16 protein-coding genes and 2 pseudogenes are annotated in these 21,971 nt (G+C 56.0%); 11 read left to right on the forward strand and 7 right to left on the reverse strand.

Features of this window, described 5'->3' with window-relative positions:
* Positions 1 to 79: 79 nt before the first annotated feature.
* Genes R5N89_RS06785 through R5N89_RS06805 form a run of 5 tightly spaced genes read right to left on the reverse strand, consistent with a single transcriptional unit; the run spans position 80 to position 5,201 of the window.
* A complete protein-coding gene (locus R5N89_RS06785) occupies positions 80 to 1,693 on the reverse strand; it encodes a rhodanese-like domain-containing protein (RefSeq protein WP_110570101.1) in 1,614 nt (537 codons plus the stop codon).
* The gene (locus R5N89_RS06790; RefSeq protein WP_110570100.1) at positions 1,690 to 2,289 is read right to left on the reverse strand and encodes a cysteine dioxygenase; all 600 of its coding nucleotides are present in this window, start codon (positions 2,287 to 2,289) and stop codon (positions 1,690 to 1,692) included. Before R5N89_RS06790 ends, R5N89_RS06785 begins: the two co-directional genes overlap by 4 nt.
* A gap of 5 nt (positions 2,290 to 2,294) precedes the next feature.
* Positions 2,295 to 3,095 carry a class II aldolase/adducin family protein gene (locus tag R5N89_RS06795; RefSeq protein ID WP_110570099.1) on the reverse strand — a complete coding sequence of 267 codons (801 nt, stop codon included), beginning with the start codon at positions 3,093 to 3,095 and terminating at the stop codon, positions 2,295 to 2,297.
* Positions 3,096 to 3,120: 25 nt separating this feature from the next.
* Positions 3,121 to 4,098 (reverse strand): NAD(P)-dependent oxidoreductase, encoded by a 978-nt coding sequence (locus tag R5N89_RS06800; protein ID WP_110570098.1) that lies wholly within the window; start codon positions 4,096 to 4,098, stop codon positions 3,121 to 3,123.
* Positions 4,099 to 4,109: 11 nt separating this feature from the next.
* Entirely contained in the window at positions 4,110 to 5,201 is a 1,092-nt protein-coding gene (locus R5N89_RS06805) for an LLM class flavin-dependent oxidoreductase (RefSeq protein WP_110570097.1), read from the reverse strand.
* A gap of 151 nt (positions 5,202 to 5,352) precedes the next feature.
* Here R5N89_RS06805 and R5N89_RS06810 point away from each other — a divergent pair, with 151 nt between their 5' ends.
* The 11 genes from R5N89_RS06810 (at position 5,353) to R5N89_RS06860 (ending at position 19,277) form a co-directional block, all read left to right on the forward strand.
* Positions 5,353 to 6,246: a LysR substrate-binding domain-containing protein gene (locus tag R5N89_RS06810; protein ID WP_244192292.1), complete on the forward strand. Its 894-nt coding sequence runs from the start codon at positions 5,353 to 5,355 to the stop codon at positions 6,244 to 6,246.
* 99 nt (positions 6,247 to 6,345) lie between these two features.
* The gene (locus tag R5N89_RS06815; protein WP_110570095.1) at positions 6,346 to 7,044 is read left to right on the forward strand and encodes a peroxiredoxin-like family protein; all 699 of its coding nucleotides are present in this window, start codon (positions 6,346 to 6,348) and stop codon (positions 7,042 to 7,044) included.
* Positions 7,034 to 7,567 carry a flavin reductase gene (locus R5N89_RS06820; RefSeq protein ID WP_110570094.1) on the forward strand — a complete coding sequence of 178 codons (534 nt, stop codon included), beginning with the start codon at positions 7,034 to 7,036 and terminating at the stop codon, positions 7,565 to 7,567. The genes R5N89_RS06815 and R5N89_RS06820 overlap by 11 nt, the downstream gene beginning before the upstream one ends.
* Before the next feature lie 145 nt (positions 7,568 to 7,712).
* The gene (locus tag R5N89_RS06825; protein ID WP_244192291.1) at positions 7,713 to 8,675 is read left to right on the forward strand and encodes an ABC transporter substrate-binding protein; all 963 of its coding nucleotides are present in this window, start codon (positions 7,713 to 7,715) and stop codon (positions 8,673 to 8,675) included.
* Positions 8,672 to 9,667 (forward strand): ABC transporter permease, encoded by a 996-nt coding sequence (locus R5N89_RS06830; RefSeq protein ID WP_110570092.1) that lies wholly within the window; start codon positions 8,672 to 8,674, stop codon positions 9,665 to 9,667. Before R5N89_RS06825 ends, R5N89_RS06830 begins: the two co-directional genes overlap by 4 nt.
* Positions 9,661 to 10,428 carry an ABC transporter ATP-binding protein gene (locus R5N89_RS06835; protein ID WP_110570091.1) on the forward strand — a complete coding sequence of 256 codons (768 nt, stop codon included), beginning with the start codon at positions 9,661 to 9,663 and terminating at the stop codon, positions 10,426 to 10,428. Before R5N89_RS06830 ends, R5N89_RS06835 begins: the two co-directional genes overlap by 7 nt.
* A 93-nt stretch (positions 10,429 to 10,521) precedes the next feature.
* Positions 10,522 to 11,487, forward strand: coding sequence for an aliphatic sulfonate ABC transporter substrate-binding protein (locus R5N89_RS06840; protein ID WP_244192290.1), 966 nt, complete (start codon positions 10,522 to 10,524; stop codon positions 11,485 to 11,487).
* Between the two features lie 386 nt (positions 11,488 to 11,873).
* The gene (locus R5N89_RS06845; RefSeq protein ID WP_110570090.1) at positions 11,874 to 14,324 is read left to right on the forward strand and encodes a TonB-dependent siderophore receptor; all 2,451 of its coding nucleotides are present in this window, start codon (positions 11,874 to 11,876) and stop codon (positions 14,322 to 14,324) included.
* Positions 14,325 to 14,418: 94 nt separating this feature from the next.
* The gene (locus R5N89_RS06850) at positions 14,419 to 15,564 is read left to right on the forward strand and encodes an alpha-hydroxy acid oxidase (protein ID WP_110570089.1); all 1,146 of its coding nucleotides are present in this window, start codon (positions 14,419 to 14,421) and stop codon (positions 15,562 to 15,564) included.
* Between the two features lie 150 nt (positions 15,565 to 15,714).
* A complete protein-coding gene (locus tag R5N89_RS06855) occupies positions 15,715 to 18,321 on the forward strand; it encodes a TonB-dependent siderophore receptor (RefSeq protein WP_244192289.1) in 2,607 nt (868 codons plus the stop codon).
* A gap of 35 nt (positions 18,322 to 18,356) precedes the next feature.
* On the forward strand, positions 18,357 to 19,277 hold the full coding sequence (locus R5N89_RS06860) for an aliphatic sulfonate ABC transporter substrate-binding protein (RefSeq protein WP_354680954.1): 921 nt from the start codon (positions 18,357 to 18,359) through the stop codon (positions 19,275 to 19,277).
* A 985-nt stretch (positions 19,278 to 20,262) separates the two neighbouring features.
* Here the strand turns inward: R5N89_RS06860 and R5N89_RS06865 are convergent.
* Both R5N89_RS06865 and R5N89_RS06870 read right to left on the reverse strand, forming a co-directional pair.
* Positions 20,263 to 21,017: pseudogene (locus R5N89_RS06865) on the reverse strand (IS5 family transposase).
* 87 nt (positions 21,018 to 21,104) lie between these two features.
* Positions 21,105 to 21,882, reverse strand: a pseudogene (locus R5N89_RS06870) (IS5 family transposase).
* Between the last annotated feature and the right edge of the window lie 89 nt (positions 21,883 to 21,971).

Genomic DNA, 21,971 nt, shown 5'->3' on the forward strand with positions numbered 1-21,971 from the left:
ACGATCATGCTGCGAGATGGCAGGGCGCGGGAAAAGTCATGTTCTTTTCCCGGTCCTGGCAAATGGCGTTGCAATCAGGTTATGGGCCATCTTCCAGCACGCTGAAGCCATGTGTCCCGTCACGTTCCAGCTGGGCTACAAGTCCGAATTCCCAGTCCAGATAGGCCTGCATTGCGGCGGTGGCATTATCGGTGCCTTCATAAGGGCGCTTGTAGACATCGTCAGCCCGCGACAGGGCACGGCTTTCATCCAGCCCGGTTTCAAGCGGCAGGCCCGCGTTGCGCCATGACAGGGTGCCTCCCGCCAGTACGCGTACGTGCAACCCCTGTTTGCGGAGTTCCGGCGCGGCAATGCGCGCGCCCAGCCCATCGGGAGAAGTCAGGACGATCTTGGCATTCTTCTCCCATGTCTGTGCAGGCAGATCGCTACGAATGGCGAAGACCGCGCCGGGCACATGACCGCGGCGGAACGTGGGGCTGGATGCGAGGTCAATCACAACCGGGGCATGCGGTGTGTCCAGTTCGGCCGCCAGTTCCCGCGCACCCACCGTTTCCACCTCCGGCAGTGGCGCCACCAGCGTGGCGGGTTCAGGCCCGCTGGCGCGCGGCAGCCCTGCCCAGTCATGCAGGACATAGACTTCCTGCCAGCCCAGCTGACGGAGCCAGTGGCCTGTCATGCGCGCGCGCACGCCGTCATCATCGGTCAGCACGATGGTGCCATGGCGCACGCCCACCCATTCATCCGTGGCCTGTACCAGTTGCCCACCGGGCGCAGAACGGAAGCCCTTGAGGTGTTCCGTCACGTATTCCTCAGGTGAGCGGACATCAAGCCGATAAAGGGTGCGTCCTTCCCGTGCTTCCAGCTGGTCCAGTTCCGTGCGCCCGATTTCCCGCACACCCGTGCGGCGGGCAAGGGAGCGGGCTGTCTCGCGCGCCTTTGCCACATTATGGGCTGATGGGTCTCCCGCCTTCCGGGTCGCATCATGATCGAGTTGCAGGCCGGCCAGTGTCCAGCCGATCGTGCCGTTACGCAGCGCAAGGACCGGGTTGGGAATACCGGCATTGACCAGGGACTGCGTGCCGATGATCGAACGCGTGCGCCCGGCGCAGTTCACGACCACCGTTGTATCGGGCGATGGCGCGATATCGCGCACACGCAGCGCCAGTTCTCCCCCGGGCACGGAGCGGGCGGTCGGAATGGACATGGTATTGTATTCGCCAAACCGTCTGGCATCGAGGATGACAATATCCTCCCCCTGCTCCAGCCGCTCATGCAGGTCGCGCGCCGCGATCGAGGGTGTGCTGCGCACGTGTTCCACCAGTTCCCCGAATGCCTTGGAAGGGACGTTGACATCGATGAACAGCTCCCCCCCGGCCTCCCGCCAGCCATCCAGGCCGCCTTCGAGCACACTGACATCGGTATAACCCAGCGCCGCCAGAACAGGCAGCGCACGGGCCACGCGCCCTTCCCCATTGTCATACAGCACAATGGGGGCATCGCGGCGGGGGATCAGCCCCCCGATCCGCTCCTCGATGCGGCCGAGGGGCAGATTGACGGCAAACAGGGGGTGTGCCGAGGCAAACGGACCTTCCTCACGCAGGTCGAGCAGGGCGATTTCATGCCCTTCGCGCAGGCGATCGCGCACGAAACTGACGGAAGCAACGCGGGAAGCCGCAGGAATCTGGATATTCATGCTGCCTCCGCACGGCGGGAGCGATCCCACAGGTTGGGCACTTCTTCGCTGGAATAGCCCGAGATGAAGGTTTTCTCCGCCCCCGTGGCCACATCATAAGTAGCGCGGGCAACGCCACCGATATTATCGCCATAGACATGGATGGAAATGGAGGTCCGATCCGGCAGGGCGTTGGCCACGAGATGGTAGTCATTCACGCCCGGCGTAAGGGAGGCCACCTGCCCCGGCTCAAGAAACGTGGTCTCTATGGCGCGGAACGTGCCATCAGGATCACGCGCGAACTGGGTCTCGCTCTCCCGCCCCCGCAACATGCCGATCAACCCCCATACACGATGATCGTGCAATGGCGTTTTCTGCCCTGCTCCCCAAACAAAACTGACAACCGAAAAACGCTCCAGCGGGTCGCAGTGCAGCAGGTACTGGCTGTACCGCGCCGGGTTGGGGCGGGTAAAGGGTTCGGGCAGCCAGTTATCGTGCTGGACCAGCCTGCGCAGCAGATCGGCGCCTTGAGCCTGAATGGCGGCCGGTGAGAGACCGCGATCATACAGCCTTGTAAAATCGGTTACAAAATCGCGTAGCGGTGAAATGGTGCTCATGTCATTCAGTCCAGTAAATCGGGTTCAAGGGCCACGATCCAGTCCCACAGGGGCTGGAAGCAGAAATACCCGCCCTGCTGGGTGCCCACCTGGCTTGCGGTCAGGCGTGCGATGTCGGGGGCAATGGGTTTGACCTTCCCGGCGGCTTCGGCAAGGAGCTGGGTGTGGGCGGCGTTGTCCATGGTCAGGAACCACCACGCCGCCGCTTCCACCGTCGGGCCAACGGTCAGCAGGCCGTGATTTTGCAGGATCAGCGCCTTGCGCGGGCCAAGGGCGTGGGCCAGACGCTCGCCTTCGCTGTCATCGAGCACAACGCCACTGAAAGGATCAAACAGCTCATGATCCTCATAGAACGCGCAGGAATCCTGCGTGATTGGCAGCAGCTTTTTACCCAGCGCGGAAAAAGCCTTGCCATAGGTGGAATGGGTGTGGGCCGCCGCAATAACGTCGGGCCGCGCCCGGTGCAGGGCGGAATGGATGGTAAAACCCGCCGTATTGATGGGCCGGTCCCCCTGCAGGATCGTGCCGTCGTGATCCACCAGTTGCAGATCGGATACCCTGATCTGGGAGAAATGAACCGCCAGCGGGTTGATCCAGTACTGATCGGGAAACTCCGGATCGCGCGCGGTCACGTGCCCGGCCAGCCCCTGATCGAACCCATAGCGGGCAAACAGCCGGAATGTTGCGGCCAGCCGCTGCTTGCGGTGCAGGCGCTCGGCTTCAAACGATGCGGCTGCCGGGCGTGGTTGCAGCCTGCGTGCCCGTGCCTGCGCCTGATTGTGCCGGGAAGAGGGTAATACGTTCATGAAGAAGGCTCCCTGTCAGGAAAGATCAGTAACCACGGTCCGCATCCACCACATCAAGGAGCGGACGATCGCTAAGGAAACGGTTCAGATTGTCCGCGATGCGGCGGGCGAGGTTCTGGCTCACGGCAGGCCCTGTCCATGACAGGTGCGGCGTCAGCCGTATGGCGGGATGGCTGTAAAACGGGTGCCCGCGGGGCAATGGCTCAGGCGTGGTGACATCAAGGGTGGCAAACCCGACCTGCCCGCGATCAAGCGCATCGAGCAGCGCGTCCTGATCGACCAGGCCACCCCGGGCGACGTTGATCAGGTGGAGGCCGGTCCTGGCACGCGCCAGCAGGGCGGCGTTGACGCATAATGCCGTCTGGGCCGTCAGCGGCAGGGCGAGGACAAGGTGATCGGACTGCCCGGCCAGCGCCTCGAGTGTGGCAACGGGCTGCACATCCGTATCCGCATGGTCCCAGGCGCCACGCCGCCATGCCAGCACCCGCATGCCAAACGCCCGCGCACGCACTGCCACCGCCCGCCCGATCGCCCCATACCCCGCCAGCCCCAGCGTCTGGCCTGCCAGACTGGCCAGCGGCGGCATGGCCTTGGCCTCCAGCCACCCCTCCGGCCCATCCGGCGCAATCGCATCAAGCCGTTTGGCGCGCAGCAGAATGGCCGCAAGCACGTATTCGGCAATGGGGATGGCCGCATCACCACGACCACATGTTACCGTGCGCCCGCGCAGCAGCCATTGCGGAAACCCGTCCACGCCAGCGGAAGCAAGCTGTACCCATCGCGGGCCGTGCCGTTGCCATGCCTCTGGCGGATGACGGGGCGCGTTGCGCCATGCTGGCGTGGGTGCGGTCAGCAGAATATCCGCATGCCCGACATCCCACGGCGCCGCGCATTCACGCTCAGCCGCCACGACTTCTATCCTCTCCGCGAACTCAGCCAGCGCTGGCGCCAGAAACGCGCCAATCTGGTTGACCACGACCGGAGCCCGGGCGATTACGGCCATCCCCCTGCTCCTCAGGCTGCCGCAGTCCGGCCTTGCCCATCCTCGGCCGCAATCAGGGCGCGGACGCGCGGGATCAGGTCGCGCCCGTATTCATAGGCATCCTCCAGCGGATCAAAGCCGCGGATCAGGAAGGTGCTGATCCCGATACGGTAGTAATCCAGCAGCGCCTCCGCCACCTGATCGGGCGTGCCAACCAGCGACGTCGAGTTTCCGCGCGCGCCGGTCAGGGCGGCGATGCCGGTCCATAAGCGCTTGTCGAGGCGTGACCCCTGTTCAGCGGCAGCCAGCAGGCGGCGCGAGCCTTCGTTCGGGATATCGGCGGCACGGGCATAGCCGGTTTCAGCCTGCAGGGCGCGGGCGGTTTCAAGGATCCGGTCGGCCTTGGCCCAGGCGGCCTCTTCCGTATCCGCCAGGATCGGGCGCAGGGAGAGCGAAAAGCGCGGGGAGCGTCCATGCCTTGCGGCGGCGGCCCGTACGCGCGCCACGGTTTCACTCACCTGTTCATAGGTTTCGCCCCACAGGGCATAGACATCGGCATGCTTGCCCGCCACCACGATCGCCTCATCAGAAGAGCCGCCGAAATAAACGGGAATGCCACTTTCACGGTAGGGACGAACCAGCGAGCTGGCCCCGCGCACATTGTAGAAATCCCCCGTATAGTCAAAGGGGACGCGACTGCCCCACTCCGAGCGGACGATATCCAGATATTCGCTGGTGCGGGCATAGCGGCGGGCCTTGGTCGTATGATCGCCATCGGCCTGCAGTTCGACATCACTGCCGCCGGTGATGATATGCACCGCAACGCGCCCCCGGCTCAGATTATCAAGCGTTGCCAGTTGTCGTGCCGCGATGGTGGGGGCGTTGAAGCCGGGCCGGTGCGCGATCAAAACCCCGAGATCGCGCGTAACCGAAGTGACATGCTGCGCCAGAAGAATACTTTCGGGCGAGTTGGAATGAAACGCGATCAACGTACGGTCAAAACCGGCGTTTTCATGGATCTTGGCCGAAGCCTCGATGTGGTTGAGATCAACAGCCGCTCCCTGCGGAGGAATGGTTTCCGACTGATTGCGACTGCCGATAAAGCCGATAAATTCCACAGGCATTGCTGCTATCCCCATATTGCACGATGATGATTCGTCGTTTAGATAAATCTATCACTAGAATAATGTTAATTGGCAATTTAAAAACCGTTATATACCGGTTTAATGTCGTTAATATGAGATGCTCTTTCCTGCCTTATGGAGATAAGTCATCGTGTCACATCCCCCTCCCCCCCGCGCGCCACAGCGGATGGCGCGCAATGTGCAGACTGAACTGCTGCGTTCGTTTGTTGCCATTGTGGAGGCGGGCTCCATGGCGCAGGCGACGGAAACAATCTTCCTGACCCAATCCGCACTGAGCCTGCAGATGAAGCGACTTGAAGACATGCTGCAGCAGAAGTTGTTCCGGCGTGACGGGCGCAGGCTGCTGCTGACCGCAACGGGCGAGGAACTGGTCACCTATGCCCGCCAGTTGCTGGCGCTGAATGACCGGATCATGCAGAATCTGGGCCAGCAGTCCGACCCCGAGCCGATTACGGTCGGCATGGTCCAGGATTTTGCGGATACCATCCTGCCTGACGTTCTGGGTCGTTTCCGGCTGGAGCATCCGCGCGCGCGGTTGATCGTGCGCGTGGGGGGCTCAATGGAACTGCTTGAAATGTTTGACCGTTCTCGCCTTGATCTGGTGCTCTGCCTTGGCCAGCATGGCGACCGGGCCGGTGCATCATGGGATGTCGTGGGGCATGACCAGATGGTCTGGCTAGGCGATCCCGCCAATATCGAACGCGAGGAACTGCCCCTCGTGCTGCTCGAGCCCCCCTGCCGTTTTCGTGATGCAGCCCTGCGCACCCTGACGGAAGCGCGGCGGGATTATCGTATCGTCATGGAGACACCCAACCTGCCCGCCTTGCGCGCAGGCGTGCGCGGTGGGATCGGAATCAGTTGCCGCACGCGCCGGTTCGCCGCCGCCGAAGGCCTGCCGGTCATAACCGCCAGTTCCCTGCCCCCCGTACCTGATATCGAAACCATTCTGGTCCGGCGTGATGGGCTGATGGACAGTGCCCATGATTTTGGCGACCTGCTCGCCGATGCGGCGGGGAACCGATGAATAATCCTCACATGCAGGTTGAGGGAAACTCTTTTGTCGGTTGGGCGAGTGTTAATTCATAATAGCGACTTCTGATCGTGATTTCGCAGGAATCGAGACATGAATGCCGACCATTTCACTACCGGCGCCTCGCTACGAAACCGTTTTCTTGAGCTGGAAAACGAGCGCAAACGCAGTTGGGCGCCTGAAGCGCTGGCCGTAAACGCCAACCAGCGTGCAGCATTGGTTGCCGGGCATGGGCTTCAGCCGCATGTCGTCGTGGGTGACACCTTGCCACCGGCAAGTCTGGCCACCGTGGATGGTCACACGATCACGCTGGATGAGCTGAGTGCGCAGGGGCCAGCGGTTCTGGTCTTTTTCCGCTTTGCGGGGTGTCCCGCCTGCAATATTGCACTGCCGCACTATCGCGATACGCTGTGGCCCGCGCTGCGGGCGGCCCATATCCCGCTTGTCGCGATTTCGCCGCAGCCCCCTGCCCTGCTCAAGGAAATTGTCAGTCGGCATGACCTGCCTTTCCCCGTTGCAACCGACAGCAACCTCGCCCTCTCCCGGGCATTGGGGATCACCTATGTGTTTGATGCGCCATCCCGTAGTGCCGCACAGGCAAAAGGCGGCACCAGCCACGGCCTGAACGGCACCGATGCGTGGGAGCTGCCCAAGCCCGCCGTGATCGTAATCGGGCCCGGCCGGATCGTGCAGTTTGCCGATATTTCACCCGACTGGATGGACCGCACGGAAACACCGGCGATCCTGTCCGCTCTGGGGTTGCCCATTAAGGAAAGTCTTCATGCAGTCTGATACGATCATGCCCGTAAAAGAGGTGCCGGGTGTAACGGGCGATCTCTTCCGTAACGCCATGAGCCGACTGGGCGCGCCTGTTACCGTCGTAACCACCAGCGGCCCGGCTGGCCGGCAGGGATTGACCGTTTCCGCCATAACCAGCGTCAGTGATTCACCGCCCACAGTGCTGGTCTGCCTTAACCGCGACAACCGCTCCCATACGGCGTTCATTCAGAACGGTGTGGTCGGGATCAGCCTTCTTTCGCGGGGGCATGAAGACCTTGCGGGCATATTTGCCAGCAGCCGTCGCACGCCGGATGAAAAATTCGCGGCGGCGGAGTGGCGTACCGATGTAACCGGCGCGCCTTTGCTGGCAGATGCCCTGGTCACGCTCGATTGTACCATTGCCCTCATCCATGCCTCCAGCACGCATGACGTTCTGTTCTGCACGGTAGAGGCCATTCACGTTCATCCCACCGGCGAGACCGGGCTGACCTGGTTCAACCGTCAGTTCCATACCCTGCCGCTGCTTCCGGCCTGAAACCGGCCCAGAACAAGGTTCTCCGATGTCCACATTCTCCCCAATTTCCCGACGGACGGCCCTGACTTCCCTCACCGGGCTGACAGTTTCAGCATTCGTGTCTGGCCGCCGGCAGTCAGCCCGTGCGGCAGATGAAATGCCCGGCATGGACGCTCATGGGGCCTGTGTGGGCGCAGAAGGGAACAGGGACATCGCGCCGCTGCCTGGAGCACCACGCAAACTGACCATTGCGTGGAATGAAACGGCATTGTGTGTCGCGGCCATACCGGTTGCCAGGGAGAAGGGTTTTTTCGCCCGGTACAATCTTGATGTTGACTATGTCAATTTTGGTGGGGCGACCGACCAGCTGCTCGAGGCCCTGTCAACCGGAAAGGCGGATGCAGCCCCCGGCATGGCGCTGCGCTGGCTCAAGCCATTGCAGCAGGGTTTTGATGTCAAGCTGGTGGGTGGCCTGCATGCGGGCTGCATGTACATGCTTGTGCCCCCGGGCAGCGCCATCCGGCAACTGACCGATCTGCGCGGCAAGACCGTGGGGGTTACGGATATCGGCGGGCCTGACCGCAATTTCTTTGGCATCCGCCTCAAACAGGCTGGCGTGGACCCGGAAACCGAGGTGCAGTGGCGGCAGTATCCCGCCGACCTGTTGCCGTTAGCGCTCCAGCGTGGGGATGTGCAGGTCATCACGGATTCCGATCCGTTTACCTATGTGCAGAAACGGCAGTTCGGGCTTGTCGAGATCGACAACAACATGAAAGACGCCTGGGCCCATGCGGCATGCTGCGTGATCGGCCTGCGGGGCAGCCTGATCCGTAATGATCCGCAGGTGGCCGTGGCCGTAACCCGCGCCATACTGGATGCGGGTGCGTGGCTGGCGTGCAACCCCGATGAAGCCGGGCGCATCTTCAAGCCCTATGCCCCAAAGGTCAGCGCCGAGGACCTGGCGCAGATGATCAGGATTGAAGGCCATCATCACCAGAGCGTGGGGCCGAAATTCCATGACGAAATTGTCCAGTATGCCAATGCGTTAAAGGATATCGGCGTCTTCCGCCCTTCCCTTGATAGCGCACGTTACGCCAACCGTGTCACACAGGACCTGTTCAGCGCATGACCCAGACAACGTCCTTCTCCATGCATGATATTGCAACCGTGCCGGAAACCGCCATCTCTGCGCGCAAGGCGTGGCTGCCTGGCCTTCTGCCCTGGCTGGCGGGACCCGCGTGGTTCCTCGCTGCTTTTGTGACATGGTTCTGGCCGGATGCTGATGATTTTCCGGCCACTGACACGCTTGCCATTGCATTCGCAATCATGGGTGCCGTTCTTTTGCCAGCGGCGCTGCTACGGCGTTTTTCGGCAAAAGCGCCCTGGATGATTGCCCTCGGCCTCGGCTTTGCGGCATGGGAAGGCGTTCAGGCCAAACTGCTGCTGCTGCCCCGCCCCTTTTTTGGCACGCCACAGGATCTGCTGGATGTGTTCATGACGGACTGGCGCAAACTGGGGGATAGCCTGCTCCATTCACTGGGCCTGCTCGCGGTTGGTTACATCGCGGGGTCTGTGCTGGGGATTGCCATCGGGGTCGGACTGGGTCGTTCGGCACGGTTCCGATACTGGGTGCAGCCCATCATAAGGCTGGTTGGCCCGCTCCCGCCTGTTGCCCTGCTGCCTCTGGCTTTCGTGATCATTCCCTCAAGCTGGGCGGCAAGCGAGGCGCTGATGGCGCTGGCCTCGGCCTTTCCGGTCATTGTGCTGACATGGTCAGGCATCTCGGCGGTGGACCCTGCCTATTATGACGTGGCCCGCACCATGGGGGCACGTGACCGCTTTCTGGTTTTTCGCGTCGCACTGCCTGCGGCGGCCCCGCAGATATTCGTGGGCCTGTTCATGGGGCTGGGCATGTCTTTTGCCATGCTGGTCGTGGCTGAAATGCTGGGCGTCAAATCAGGACTTGGCTTTTACATGCAATGGGCACAGGGGTGGGCGGCCTACCCCAACATGTATGCCGCCCTTGTGGTCATGTCGCTTATGTGCACCGGCCTGATTACCATTTTGTTTCGTATACGTGACCGTATTCTTGGCTGGCAGAAGGATGGACTGAAATGGTAAACGCCACCATGCCCCCGCTGGGTATCCAGCTTCATAATGTAAGTCACGGCTATGATATCGGGGGGCGTTTTACGCCGGTTCTGGACAATGTGAACCTGAACATTGCGCCGGGTGAGTTCGTTGCCCTGCTCGGCCCTTCGGGCTGCGGCAAATCCACCCTGCTGCGGCTGGTCGCAGGCCTTGAAATACCGCATGATGGCCGCATACTGGCCGATGGTGTTCCTGTCATCGGTCCTGGCCCGGACCGGATTGTCATGTTTCAGGACCCGACCCTGTACCCATGGCGCAGCGTGCGGGCCAATGTTGCGCTCAGTCAGGATATTTCTGGCAGGGTGGACAATGCCGCGGTGGATGCCGCCATTGCCATGGTCGGGCTGCAGGGGTTTGAACGTGCCTGGCCGCACCAGCTTTCTGGTGGCATGGCGCAGCGGGCTGCACTTGCGCGGGCACTGGTCAATAATCCACGCCTGCTCATTCTTGATGAACCGCTAGGCAAGCTGGATAGCCTGACACGGCTGACCATGCAGACCGAACTGCTTCGCCTGTGGCAGGACCGGGGCTTCACCGTCATCATGGTCACGCATGACGTGGAAGAAGCATTATTGCTGGCCACGCGCGTCGTGACCTTTGGTGCCCGCCCGGCCAGCGTGATATCGGATATCAGTATCGACCTGCCTTATCACCGTCATCGCGATGATCCGCACCTGCTTGCATTGCGCCGCGATATTCTGGTCCAGCTTGGACACAGTGCGGACTGGTAAGCAAAAAAGCCGCAAACGGCCCGGCATCCTTTTTTGATATTCCCCGTGCCTTGAATATCTCAGCGGTGGCCCGACTGTTGATAAGGAACATCAATGTCCGAATTTCTCAAAACCCGGCTGCTGTCGCATCCATCACGCCGGACCATGGTGAAAGGCCTGGCAGGCATGGGGCTGCTGGCTTCCGTACGCACCGCCTCTGCGCAGGACAGCCTGCTTATAGGAGACCAGAAAGGCGGAACGCATGCCTTATTGAGCGCGGCAACATCCGGGCATATTGATAATGCCATGATAACATGGAGCCTGTTTGCTGGCGCACCGATGTTGATCCAGGCACTTGCGGCCAACGCGGTGGACACTGGCGCCATCGGGGACGCCCCGCTTGCGTTTGCCCAGGACGGAACCAGTACGATTCGCGCCATAGCTGGCATTCAGAGCGATGGGACGACAACCGCCATCATCACGCGGCGTGATAGTCCGATCCATACGGTTGGCGACTTGAAAGGCAGGTCCATCGCCACCCTTCGTGCCCAGACCGGGCATTACCTGACCCTGGCCGCACTCCGTGCCGCTGGAATGCATGATGATGACGTACACTTTGTCTTCCTGCCGCCCGTTTCTGCACGGGCGGCGTTGCAGACAGGAGCCGTTGACGCATGGGCAACCTGGGGGCCGTATGTTTCTGCGGCCATCATCACCGATGGTGCACGGGAAATCGTGAACGGCGGGCAACTGATGAGTGGCCTGAGCTATGTTGTCGCAACGGTCGATGCCCTGCATGCAAAAAAGGATGCCCTGGCTGCTTATGTACGCCAGTTGAAAGCGGCCCATGAATGGGGTCGTGCCAACCCGGACGAATATGCCGCCGCCTGGGCTACTGACGTCGGGTTGCCCCTGGCCGTTGCCCGACGTGTCGTGCCGACCATGCTGGGTGATGTTGTTACCCTGAATCCGCACGTCATACAGAAGCAGCAGGACGTATGTGACTTCATGTATGATACCCGCATGCTTTCTCATCGACTGGATGCACGTGCTATTATGGATACTGGCTTTATTTTCTAATAATGGACTGTTTTACAGGTCGTTTTTCTTGAAAAAAATAATAGCAATGCTGTTTTCAAGGACTTTTGGGGCGCACCGCAAAGGATAATCCCTCTTCACCAGGCCGGTATTAGCGATAAGCCCGATCGCCAATTCATGCCGGCATCTGCCAAATTACGTTGCTGGAACCTGGTTTGCCGCGCGTTGCAGCGAATGGATGGAAGCTTGAATACCAACATATAACATTCCATGAAATTACTCATTATATTTAAAGAAAACATGATAATATTTCCATTTATAATATAACATTACAAAATATAACATCATGATTTAAAATTATTTATTATTTTATTCCCTCATTCGGGCATATGCAACGCATGAAAACCAGAGGAAATGATACGTTGTACATGAGATATATTTCTACATATCTATCCTTCGTGGGCGTTCTGCTTTCCACTACCGCTTATGCAGCCGACCGTCCTTCCTGGCAGGCAGATAACATAAAAAATACAGAGAGCCTCACACCTTTCCGGCACCACGTACGCAGTCTTCATCACGACAACAAAGAACAGGACAGTTCCGAGCAGATCATCGTAACTGGTACGCGCGACCCGTCACAGACGGCTCGCAAAAGTTCAAGCCCCATTACCGTGATCAATGGAGATAAACTGCGTTCCACTGGCATGACAGATATTCGCGAAGCCCTTGTACAACTTTCACCGTCCATCAGTCGTGAAGTTAATGGCTCCGATCAGGGCTCCATCGTTGATTCCCTCAGCCTGCGCGGCCTGAATGCCGACCAGACACTCGTGCTTGTAAACGGTAAAAGACGCCACACAACAGCAGCTCTCAATTTTGACGGTGGTTCCCAACAGGGCACAACACCGGTCGATCTTGATATGCTGCCCATATCATCAATCGATCATATTGAAATTCTTCAGGATGGCGCAGCCGCGCAATATGGATCCGATGCGATTGCCGGTGTTATCAACATTATTCTCAAATCGAATAATAAAGGTGTTAATCTACAATCCACCAATGGTGGTTATTATGCGGGAGATGGCTTTACTACAGGAGAAAATATCAATGCTGGATTCAACCTCGGAAATCGTGGTTTTTTTAATCTGAGTGCGGAATACAAGCATCAGGACCGAACGCAACGCACCGGCATTGACCCACGCACCGGCCGCGATAACGACCTTGCAACGGGTCAGCCGCAGGTCACACGGGAGGCTATTGAGGGCAATTTTAGCTACCACATCACGAATAAGATTGAAGTTTATGCCTTTGGCACCTTTACCCATCGTGATGCTGAACGATGGGCCTATCTTCGCGCGCCCAGCACAACAGCGGCTGACGGATTATCTGCTGTCTATCCCACCGGGTTTGAACCGGTCGAGACGCTACCTGAAAATGATTACGGCGTTACCGCAGGTGTAAAGGGCAAGCGGTTTGCCAGCTTTGACTGGGATATCAGCTCAACCATTGGGAGCGACCATGATAATCTGAGCGACTACAATTCCGCAAACGCCACCGAATATGCCGAGACCGGCTATACAAAAAAACGTTTCTATTTAGGCACTTACAGCAATCAACAATGGACGAATAATCTCGATGTTAGGAGACCTGTAGATATAGCCCCCCTCTATAAACCACTTAATATAGCCTTTGGTGCGGAATATCGACATGAAACATATGCCATGCATACAGGGGAGCCATGGTCATATATTGGCTCTGGAGCCCAGGGCTACCAGGGCATTACGCCGACATCCCGTGTAGATGCAGCCCGACATGTTGCTGCTGCCTATGTCGATTTTTCCACCCAATTCCTGCGCGGATGGCAATTTGATCTTGCTGGCCGGTTTGAACATTATTCTGACGTGGGTAATGCACACACCGGAAAGATTTCAACACGATATGATGTAAACAGATATATCGGGTTCCGTGGCACCGCAAGCACAGGGTTCCGCGCACCGACCCTGGCCGAGGAAAACTTTGCCAACCTCACAGTAAGCCCCAATTATGCCAATGGACAGATTTCTCCAAATTCTGCCGCAGCGCGTTATCTCGGCTCAACGGGCCTGCATCCCGAAACATCCACCAACTTCAGTGTCGGCATGATCCTCAATCCATTGCCGCGACTTCATGTTAATGTTGATGCCTATACCATAAAAATAAAACACCGTGTGGTTGATGGAGGCGTCTATAACGGTCAAATGGCCATAAATGCTTACAAGTTCAATGGTATTGACGTGAGTGGTTTCGGGGCCGATCCCAATTCCGTCAGCGCCCAGTTCTTTACAAATGGTGCCAACACACGCACGACCGGACTGGACATTACCGCGAGCTATGATACCGATTTTGGGCGTATTGGTCATTTTACCTGGGACGCCGCAGTCAATTTCAATCATACAAATGTTAGTGACATACAGAAAGATGGCAATGGCAATCCTGTTCTGAATGCCCAGCAGATCAATTACATATCAACGGAAAACCCAGCCAATAAACTGATTTTTGGTGGTACATGGCGCAAGGGAAAATGGAATGTGTCCGTGCATGAGATCCGCTATGGTCATAGTACATCCAACCTGACCTATGTCTCGGGCCCTAATGCATGGTCAAACAGTGTCTTTTATGAACAGGTTAATAAACCGCGTTTCGTAACAAATCTCGAAATTGGTTACCAGGTTCTTCCGCAACTGCATCTAGCACTCGGAGGCAATAATATCGGGAATACGTATCCCAGCCGCGTGCCGGTCAACACATCTGACTACAATAACAACAAATATGATACTGGCAGTCAGCAATTATCGGAAGAAGGTGGCTTTTACTATATTCGTGCTGATTTCAGAATATAAAAATATTTAAATATTAATAACTAAAATTACAATACGAATCTATTCTTCGCTCATACCCGAAATATCGTAACCTAAAAAGTAGGACAGTGGTCAAATGACACGATATGCATATAATATCTCTGATTACAGGAAACTGGCAAAAAAGCGTATCCCAAAAGGTATTTTTGAATATATTGACCGAGGCTCCGAGAATGAAATTGCTCTAAATAGAAATAGGGAAGATTTTGACTGTATAGAAATTATACCACGTTTTCTAAGAGATGTACATTCAGTCGATACTGCAACCTGCATACTCGGATGCACATATCAAACGCCTCTTATTGTTGCGCCTACGGCATTCTCTGGTCTTGTGTGGAACAATGGAGAACAGCTTATTGCCCGTGCGGCAGGGCATCTTGGCGTGCCTACCTGCGTTGCAATGATGTCCATTACCCCATTGGAAATGATAGCTCAGGGTACAACCGTCCCGCCATGGTTCCAGCTTTATTTCTGGAAGAACCGCGAAAAGACTTACAATCTGATTAAACGTGTGGAAACTGCCGGTATCGATAAACTCATCATAACCGTTGATGGACCCGTGCGGGCGAACCGGGAATATAACGGGCGCAATGGTTTTGGCATGCCATTTCGCTTTTCATGTCGTTCCATTCTGGATCTGGCCCGGCATCCGTCATGGCTTGTCTCAACCATCCTGCCACATCTGTGGGAAACCGGCCTCCCCTCACTGGTACATTACCCTACGAACGCTCAACCCAATATATTGCATGCCCCTAATGACGGCTCTATCGGCCTTGCAAATGACCTAACATGGGAAGACATCAAGACATTGCGGGACAAATGGCGAGGCAAAATCCTCCTTAAAGGTATTCTAGACGTGGAGGATGCCCTTTTGGCTAAATCCATTGGGGTAGATGGCCTTGTACTATCAAATCATGGTGGGAGAAACCTGGATTCATCCCCCTCTGCTTTATCTGTTTTGGCACAGATATTACAACATGTCGGAAAGGACATGACCCTTCTTGTTGATGGCGGAATCATGCGGGGAAGCGATATCTTTAAGGCCGTTGCGCTGGGAGCATCGGGAGTACTTGCTGGTCGCGCACCATTATGGGGTCTTGCCGCAAAGGGAGAAGAAGGCGCGCGTGCTGCCATTTCCATCCTGATACAGGAATTCAAAACGACCATGGCTCTAGCCGGGTGCAGGAATATATCAGAAGCTAAAAAGATCCATATTACGTAATAACAATATTTGTTTTACTCAAAAATTACATGATAAAATCAAAACTATTGAAAATATGAAAACAGATGATTTGATATATTTCTAAAAACTATTATAGACATTTATACGAAATATAGAAAAAATAGCATCAGAAAAAATGATGGTGTTATTATGAAAATAATTTCCGATCGCAATATGTATAAATATTTATCATTCCTGTTCCTGATAAATATCGCATACGAAAAATCCCACGCCCAATCGGTTTCATCGACCTCGGTGAAACCAGCGCGGCCCCGTGCACATAAATCCGTTAATACAGAAGGCGCTCTTGTCCATCCATACAGCGCCGCGCGCCCTCCTCAGGCCGAACAGGTCATTGTAACTGGTACGCGCAGTAATGTACGAGCATCTCACAGCATGTCGCCTATTGTAGTTCTGTCGCACGCGGATCTTACCCGGACAGGTCAGCCTAACCTGCGCAATGCCCTGGCTACGCTTGATCCATCCATTAATAATACGCCTGGTTATCCGGGACAGTTGGGTTTTACAACTAAAACAGCGTCCTTACGTGGTTTGCCAGCAAACGAAACGCTGGTACTGGTTAATGGCAAACGCCGTCATACCATGTCGTCTATTTTTTACGGTGGTGCCATGGAGGCTCAGTCTCCCGTGGATTTGGACCTTATTCCCATGAGTGCCATTGACCATATAGAGATCCTTAAAGATGGTGCCGCCGCACAGTATGGGTCCGATGCAATTGCAGGCGTTATCAACATTATCCTGAAAAAATCCGACCATGGTGGATCAGCAGAACTGAGCTATAATCAATATGGCTCAACCGTTGGTACACTGGGTGATTATGGTCGTGGTGGCAATCTGTTTTTTAACGATGGATTCAAAATCGGTCATGATGGCGGATATATAAATATCAGTGCAGACATTACCGGAAACCAATGGACCAATACCGCAGGTTATGCCCCCCTTCGGAAGGGAGGTGTCACCACGCAGCTTTACCCCCTGCAGGCAAATGGGCAGCTTGACCCACGCGAATATGGCAACCGATACAGACAGCTTTATGGTGTTCCCGAAACGGAAAAGCAGGCCGTATCCTATGATATGGCGGTGCCATTGGGGAAATGGGCCGAATTCTATTCATTTGCCACATATGCGCACCGCACGGCATATGAGCCAGGCTGGTACCGCCCTGCCAATTCATCACAGAACATCGCCAGCGTATATCCTGAGGGCTACCTACCCATCATATCAACGAAAGATCAGGATTTTCAGGTCACGGCTGGTTTGCGGGGGCGAAACTTTTTCGGGTGGGGCTGGGATCTCAGTGTAAATTATGGACGCGATCAGACAACGCCCGGGCTGAGTAATTCGATCAATGTATCCATGGGGCCTGAAAGTCCTCATAATTTCAATCTTGGCACATTGATTAATTCTGAACTTACAGTTGATTACGATATACATAGAAAATTCGATACAGGTATTTTAAAATATCCACTGTCAGTCGCGGCCGGCGTGGAATATCGCTATAACGAATATCAGATCGTTGCAGGCGAAACGGCTGCCTGGGAAGATGGCGGTTACGTTTTTCCCAATGGTACCAAGGCACTTCCCAGTGCTGCCGGGCTCGGGGCCTATTATCCTTCTGCCGCAGGCACCTATTCACGTATGAACGGAGCTTTTTATCTTGAACTTGACCAGCGCCTGACCAAAAAACTGTCCGTACAGTTGTCTGGACGGAATGAAACCTATAGTGACTTTGGCAATACGCTTAATGGCAAGGTATCAGCGCGCTATCAGGTTACGCCATGGCTGGCCCTTCGCGGGTCGGCAAGTAACGGGTTTCATGCGCCAACCTTACAGCAGGAATATTTCCAGAGCGCGGCAACATTTTACACAACACTGTCACAGCAGAACAACGCCCTCGTTACAACGACAAACGAGTATTCCTCAGTCAACAGTGTAGGGGCAAGGGCACTGGGGGCATCAAATCTCAAGCCAGAGACATCACATAACTTCGGAGCAGGCTTTGTCTTAACTCCGATCAAGAATCTTGATATTTCGGTTGATGTTTATCGAATTGACATTTTCAATCAGATTGTTCCCCTTAATGTATCTGGCAATGGCGTAACCGGTGCGCAGGTCATGAATATACTCCATCAGAGCGGTGCCGTGCCTGATGATGGAAATTATTATCAATACACGTTCATGCGCAATGCGGCACATACCGAAACCGAAGGCCTTGATCTGCAGGCCCATTACCTGTCCCGTTTTGGACGGGCGGGCACGGTCAACTGGACTATAATGATGAATCAGCAACAACATATGATAAAGCGGATCAACCCGCTTGCGCTTAATCTTGGGTCTGCGGTGCAGCCTCTTTTCCGTAACGAGATTGGTAACCTGACAACTATCTACCCGCGCAACACCCTGCGCATGACGGGCACGTGGAACTTTGGCCCCCTTTCTACTACGGTACGTATATCGCGTTATTCATCCACGACAATCCTGTCCAACCTGGGTTCTACCTATGATGAAAAGGTTGAACCAGCATGGCTCATGGACTTTGATATTGCGTACCGCTTCAAGAAAAGATGGATTGTCTCGGTAGGGGGCAACAATGTATTCAACAAACGGCCCAATGTTCTTAGCAGCAAGGCACAATCAGCATCATCATTGTATCAGATCAATCCGAATTACAGCACGGCATCTATTTATGGCGCTGAAGGCTCCTATTTCTATGGAAAGATGCGATATACATGGTAAGGAATTCCCTGCCCCTCTCACGTCGCAAGTGCCTGATGACCATGATGGCAACAGGCATGACCGCGTTTTCCGATCCATCGTGGTCTGATGACCGGACGGTTCTGTCCGTAGGGGACCAGAATGAAAGTCTCCGTTCATTGCTGGAAGCCGCGGGGGAGGCAACAACTTTTCCATATCACATCGAATGGAAACAGTTTTCCCAGGCGCAACCGCTCCTGCAGGCACAAAACGCCGGTGTGATTGATTTCTGTCATGCGGGGGATGTCGCCTTTCTGTTTGCCTATGCTGCGGGTGCGCCCATCGTCGCCATTGGCGGCAGTGTGGATGGCGGTCGAAGCGCAGCCATTGTGGTAAGGAACAAATCTGCAATACATGCGGTCCAGGACCTAAGGGGAAAACGCGTTGCGCTGAGCCGGGCGGGGCTTGGCGAACCCCTGCTATATGGTGCGCTCGCTCAAAGCGGCGTTGACCGGACTGATGTGCAGGTCGTCAATGTGCCGCAGAGTGTAGCCAGAATGGCTCTTGCAACCGGCCAAGTTGATGCGTGGGTTACCTGGCAACCCTATGTGGCCCTTGCAACGGGGATGGATGACGCACGCATTCTGCGTGATGCAAAGGGAATTCTATCATTTTATGTGTTTGCACTTGCGCATCAGGCCGTACTGGAAAATCCTCTCAAGCGGGCCGCCATCATCGACCTTGAAAAACGCGTGGGCCGGGCACTGGAATGGGCACGCACGCATAAGGATGCCTATTGTGAAACCTATGCGAGGATATCTCACCTCCCGCACAACATCGCTGCACTTGCCATCGAAGAAAGTGATCGCCGTTCGATCGTTATTGATGAAAATGTCATAAAAGGAACCAAAGAGTTATACGATAACCTACGCTCATATGGGCTGCTAAAAAATGGTATTGATATCAGCCACGCATTTGACCTGGCCGTGTTGGACTGACTGCCTCCGGCGGGAGTGAGTAACGGCGTGCCTCCCCGGTTATGAAGGTCATTTCGGGGAAACAGCATCAGATAACCATCTGTTTGTGTATCGCTATCGCGCAGGCGCTCCGCGGCGTGATCTGCCTGCCCGCTCTGGTGACTGGCAGAATGTTTACAAAACCTCAGCTGCTGGAGCGAAAGCGACGTGACCAAACAGATTTTCCGCCATCTGGCCGCTGATCACGACAATGAATATATGGATGATTGACAGCACAATCGTCCAAGCACATTAGCATAGCGCGGGAGTTCGTAGAAAAAGCTGCGGATCAGGTCATCGTACGGTCCCTTAACGGACGGGCCTTGGGAATCTGCACGATCGTCGATGCTCCAGGAAAGACGATCGCCCTGTTACTGACACCTGGTCAGAAAGCGAACATTGCAGAAAGAGAACCCTTGCTGGATGACGCGGATCCTCTCATCACATCACCCATCCCTTCAAGGAAAAACCGCTGCAACACACGAAGAGTCTGCTGTCTGCCATATAAAAAGAGAAACGGAATCGAACGATTCTTCGCCAGATTGCAGCAGAACAGAGCATCGCAACATGCTCAGATCAACTTTCCGCAATCCTTTTCAACTCGCCGCAGCTCTCATTGGGTTTACCTGACGACGCACCTCATGCGCCAGCGAGTGGCAGGAATCGCGCTGGGTCATAAGGTAGACTTGTGGCACGGAGCAATCTCTGGCGGTTGGAGATTGCACCCCATGTCATGCACTGTGCCCGGCGCGTCCGCCTCATCATCACGTCGGCCAACCCATGGCAGTACGAATTCGGATTCGCTCATGCATGCTCACGAGTGCAACTCGCCATAAAGCGACCGTCGCGAGAGTATGCCCTGGATTCTGATTGCCGTCACACGACAACAGATCCGTTCCCGCCATCATCAGATGGCAGTGCCCGCTCAGTCGGAGCCATGTCATTGCATAAGAGCCTGTTTGGAAAATCACGGATGTGCGTTTCTGCGCATAAAATTGGCTCCCATGGCGACGAGAATCGTGCCCTTTGACACATCGATGCGACGTTCGTAATCCCGAACCAGGCGCCGCCATCTGATCATCCAGCCGAAGGTTCGCTTCACGACCCATCGGCGCGGCAGTACCTCAAAACTTTTCGCGCCCTCGCGGCCGCGGATGAGTTCAAGGACGAAGTCGAAATACACCGCCTGGTCCATGAGCCTGAGCCGATCGTAGGCGCCATCGGCGAACAGGTGCTTCACCCAAGGCGGCGTTTGCGGATGGCAGCAAGGATCATCTGCGCACCTGCACTTTTCGAGATGTCGGCAGAGGTAAGATTGATCATCAACAGGCATCCATCCGTATCGACGGCAATGTGGCGCCTGCGGCTGACGATCTTCATACCGGCGTCGTCGCCTCTTGTTTGCGCGTGAGACGCCTTGATGCTCCGGCTGTCGGTCACTGCTGCCATAAGGCTGGCGTCGCGGCCTGCCTGAGCCCGATCCATCATCAGTTCCACGTCATGGATGGTCTGGAACAGGACGCGTCGGGCCACTTCACCGAACCAGCCGTCAACAGTCCGGCAGTGCCCGAAGTGGATCGGCAGCATCCGCCAGCCACAGCCCGAACCCACCAGATAGCGCACCGCGTTGATAACCTCGCAGAACTCAATTTCGTGCGGCTTTCCCCGACGTCCGGGGCGTGGCATCAAAGGCGCGTTCCGCTCCCATTCCTCGTCCGTCATGTCAGACGGATAACGTCTTGTCTTTCATCTGATCCTGGCCACCCGGCCCCTGTGCTCGGGCGTCCACATTCTGAGCTTTAGGGCCTGTTAGGCCTTGATATAGTCTGCTGTAGCCGCGATGAGGATGACAGAGAGAAAGGACGCGGCTTTCTTTTCGTATCGGGTCGCGACAGCCCGCCACTCCTTGAGCCTTGCCCACAGGTTTCCGACCAGGTGCCGGTGTCTGTAAGCCCATTTGGGACAGGCGACTTCTGGATCATTCCTCCTTGGCGGGATGACAGGACGAGATCCACGGTTCCAAAGATCTTCACGGAATTTATTTGAAGCATACCCACGATCGCAAACGACATAGATTGGTGGGTGTGGCAGAGCGTCAAGCAGGGCGTAGGCACACGGCAGTTCGTGCGCCTGTCCGGGTGACAGCGTGAAGGACAGTGCCCTGCCATGACTGTCCGCAGCTACACAGACCTTGCTGCCAAATCCTCCACGTGAGCGGCCACGAGCCTCACGATCCTTTCGGCGTTCTCTGTGCCCCCTTTTTTAGCCGCTCCGGCTGCCTTGTGATGGGCACGGATCGTCGTGCCATCGAGAAAGACCATGCCGAGGGCCTGATCCCTGTCTTTGACCTTTTCAAAGAGGCGCTCCCACACCCAAGCTTCGACCAGCGAATGAACAACTGTGCGGCAATCCACCAGGGACCAAACTCAGATGGCAGGGCGCGCTACTTCGCGCCGTTTTGATGGCGCCAGAAAATCGCGGATATCGTCCGTCGAAGATTCTTCGGCGGGGTCTTGCCCTTCGGGCGGACGTCCTCGATCAAAGGCCCCCAGACGGAACATGCGGTATCGGAAAAAACAGACTGCATCATGCTCATCATAAACAGCTATGCAGTCCGTTCTGTCATTCAAGGTCTAACAGGCCCTAATCACATCAGACCGATTTTTCAAACAGGCT

The sequence above is a fragment of the Komagataeibacter sucrofermentans DSM 15973 genome (assembly GCF_040581405.1).
Lineage (GTDB): Bacteria > Pseudomonadota > Alphaproteobacteria > Acetobacterales > Acetobacteraceae > Komagataeibacter > Komagataeibacter sucrofermentans.

Bases quoted from the DNA above. Each gene is read 5' to 3' on its own strand.
- R5N89_RS06830 (WP_110570092.1), top strand. From the start codon at position 8,672: ATGACCCAGACAACGTCCTTCTCCATGCATGATATTGCAACCGTGCCG.
- R5N89_RS06845 (WP_110570090.1), top strand. From the start codon at position 11,874: ATGAGATATATTTCTACATATCTATCCTTCGTGGGCGTTCTGCTTTCC.
- R5N89_RS06855 (WP_244192289.1), top strand. From the start codon at position 15,715: ATGAAAATAATTTCCGATCGCAATATGTATAAATATTTATCATTCCTG.
- R5N89_RS06805 (WP_110570097.1), bottom strand. From the start codon at position 5,201: ATGCCTGTGGAATTTATCGGCTTTATCGGCAGTCGCAATCAGTCGGAA.
- R5N89_RS06840 (WP_244192290.1), top strand. From the start codon at position 10,522: ATGTCCGAATTTCTCAAAACCCGGCTGCTGTCGCATCCATCACGCCGG.
- R5N89_RS06795 (WP_110570099.1), bottom strand. From the start codon at position 3,095: ATGAACGTATTACCCTCTTCCCGGCACAATCAGGCGCAGGCACGGGCA.
- R5N89_RS06850 (WP_110570089.1), top strand. From the start codon at position 14,419: ATGACACGATATGCATATAATATCTCTGATTACAGGAAACTGGCAAAA.
- R5N89_RS06825 (WP_244192291.1), top strand. From the start codon at position 7,713: ATGGACGCTCATGGGGCCTGTGTGGGCGCAGAAGGGAACAGGGACATC.
- R5N89_RS06860 (WP_354680954.1), top strand. From the start codon at position 18,357: ATGACCATGATGGCAACAGGCATGACCGCGTTTTCCGATCCATCGTGG.
- R5N89_RS06790 (WP_110570100.1), bottom strand. From the start codon at position 2,289: ATGAGCACCATTTCACCGCTACGCGATTTTGTAACCGATTTTACAAGG.
- R5N89_RS06785 (WP_110570101.1), bottom strand. From the start codon at position 1,693: ATGAATATCCAGATTCCTGCGGCTTCCCGCGTTGCTTCCGTCAGTTTC.
- R5N89_RS06815 (WP_110570095.1), top strand. From the start codon at position 6,346: ATGAATGCCGACCATTTCACTACCGGCGCCTCGCTACGAAACCGTTTT.
- R5N89_RS06800 (WP_110570098.1), bottom strand. From the start codon at position 4,098: ATGGCCGTAATCGCCCGGGCTCCGGTCGTGGTCAACCAGATTGGCGCG.
- R5N89_RS06835 (WP_110570091.1), top strand. From the start codon at position 9,661: ATGGTAAACGCCACCATGCCCCCGCTGGGTATCCAGCTTCATAATGTA.
- R5N89_RS06820 (WP_110570094.1), top strand. From the start codon at position 7,034: ATGCAGTCTGATACGATCATGCCCGTAAAAGAGGTGCCGGGTGTAACG.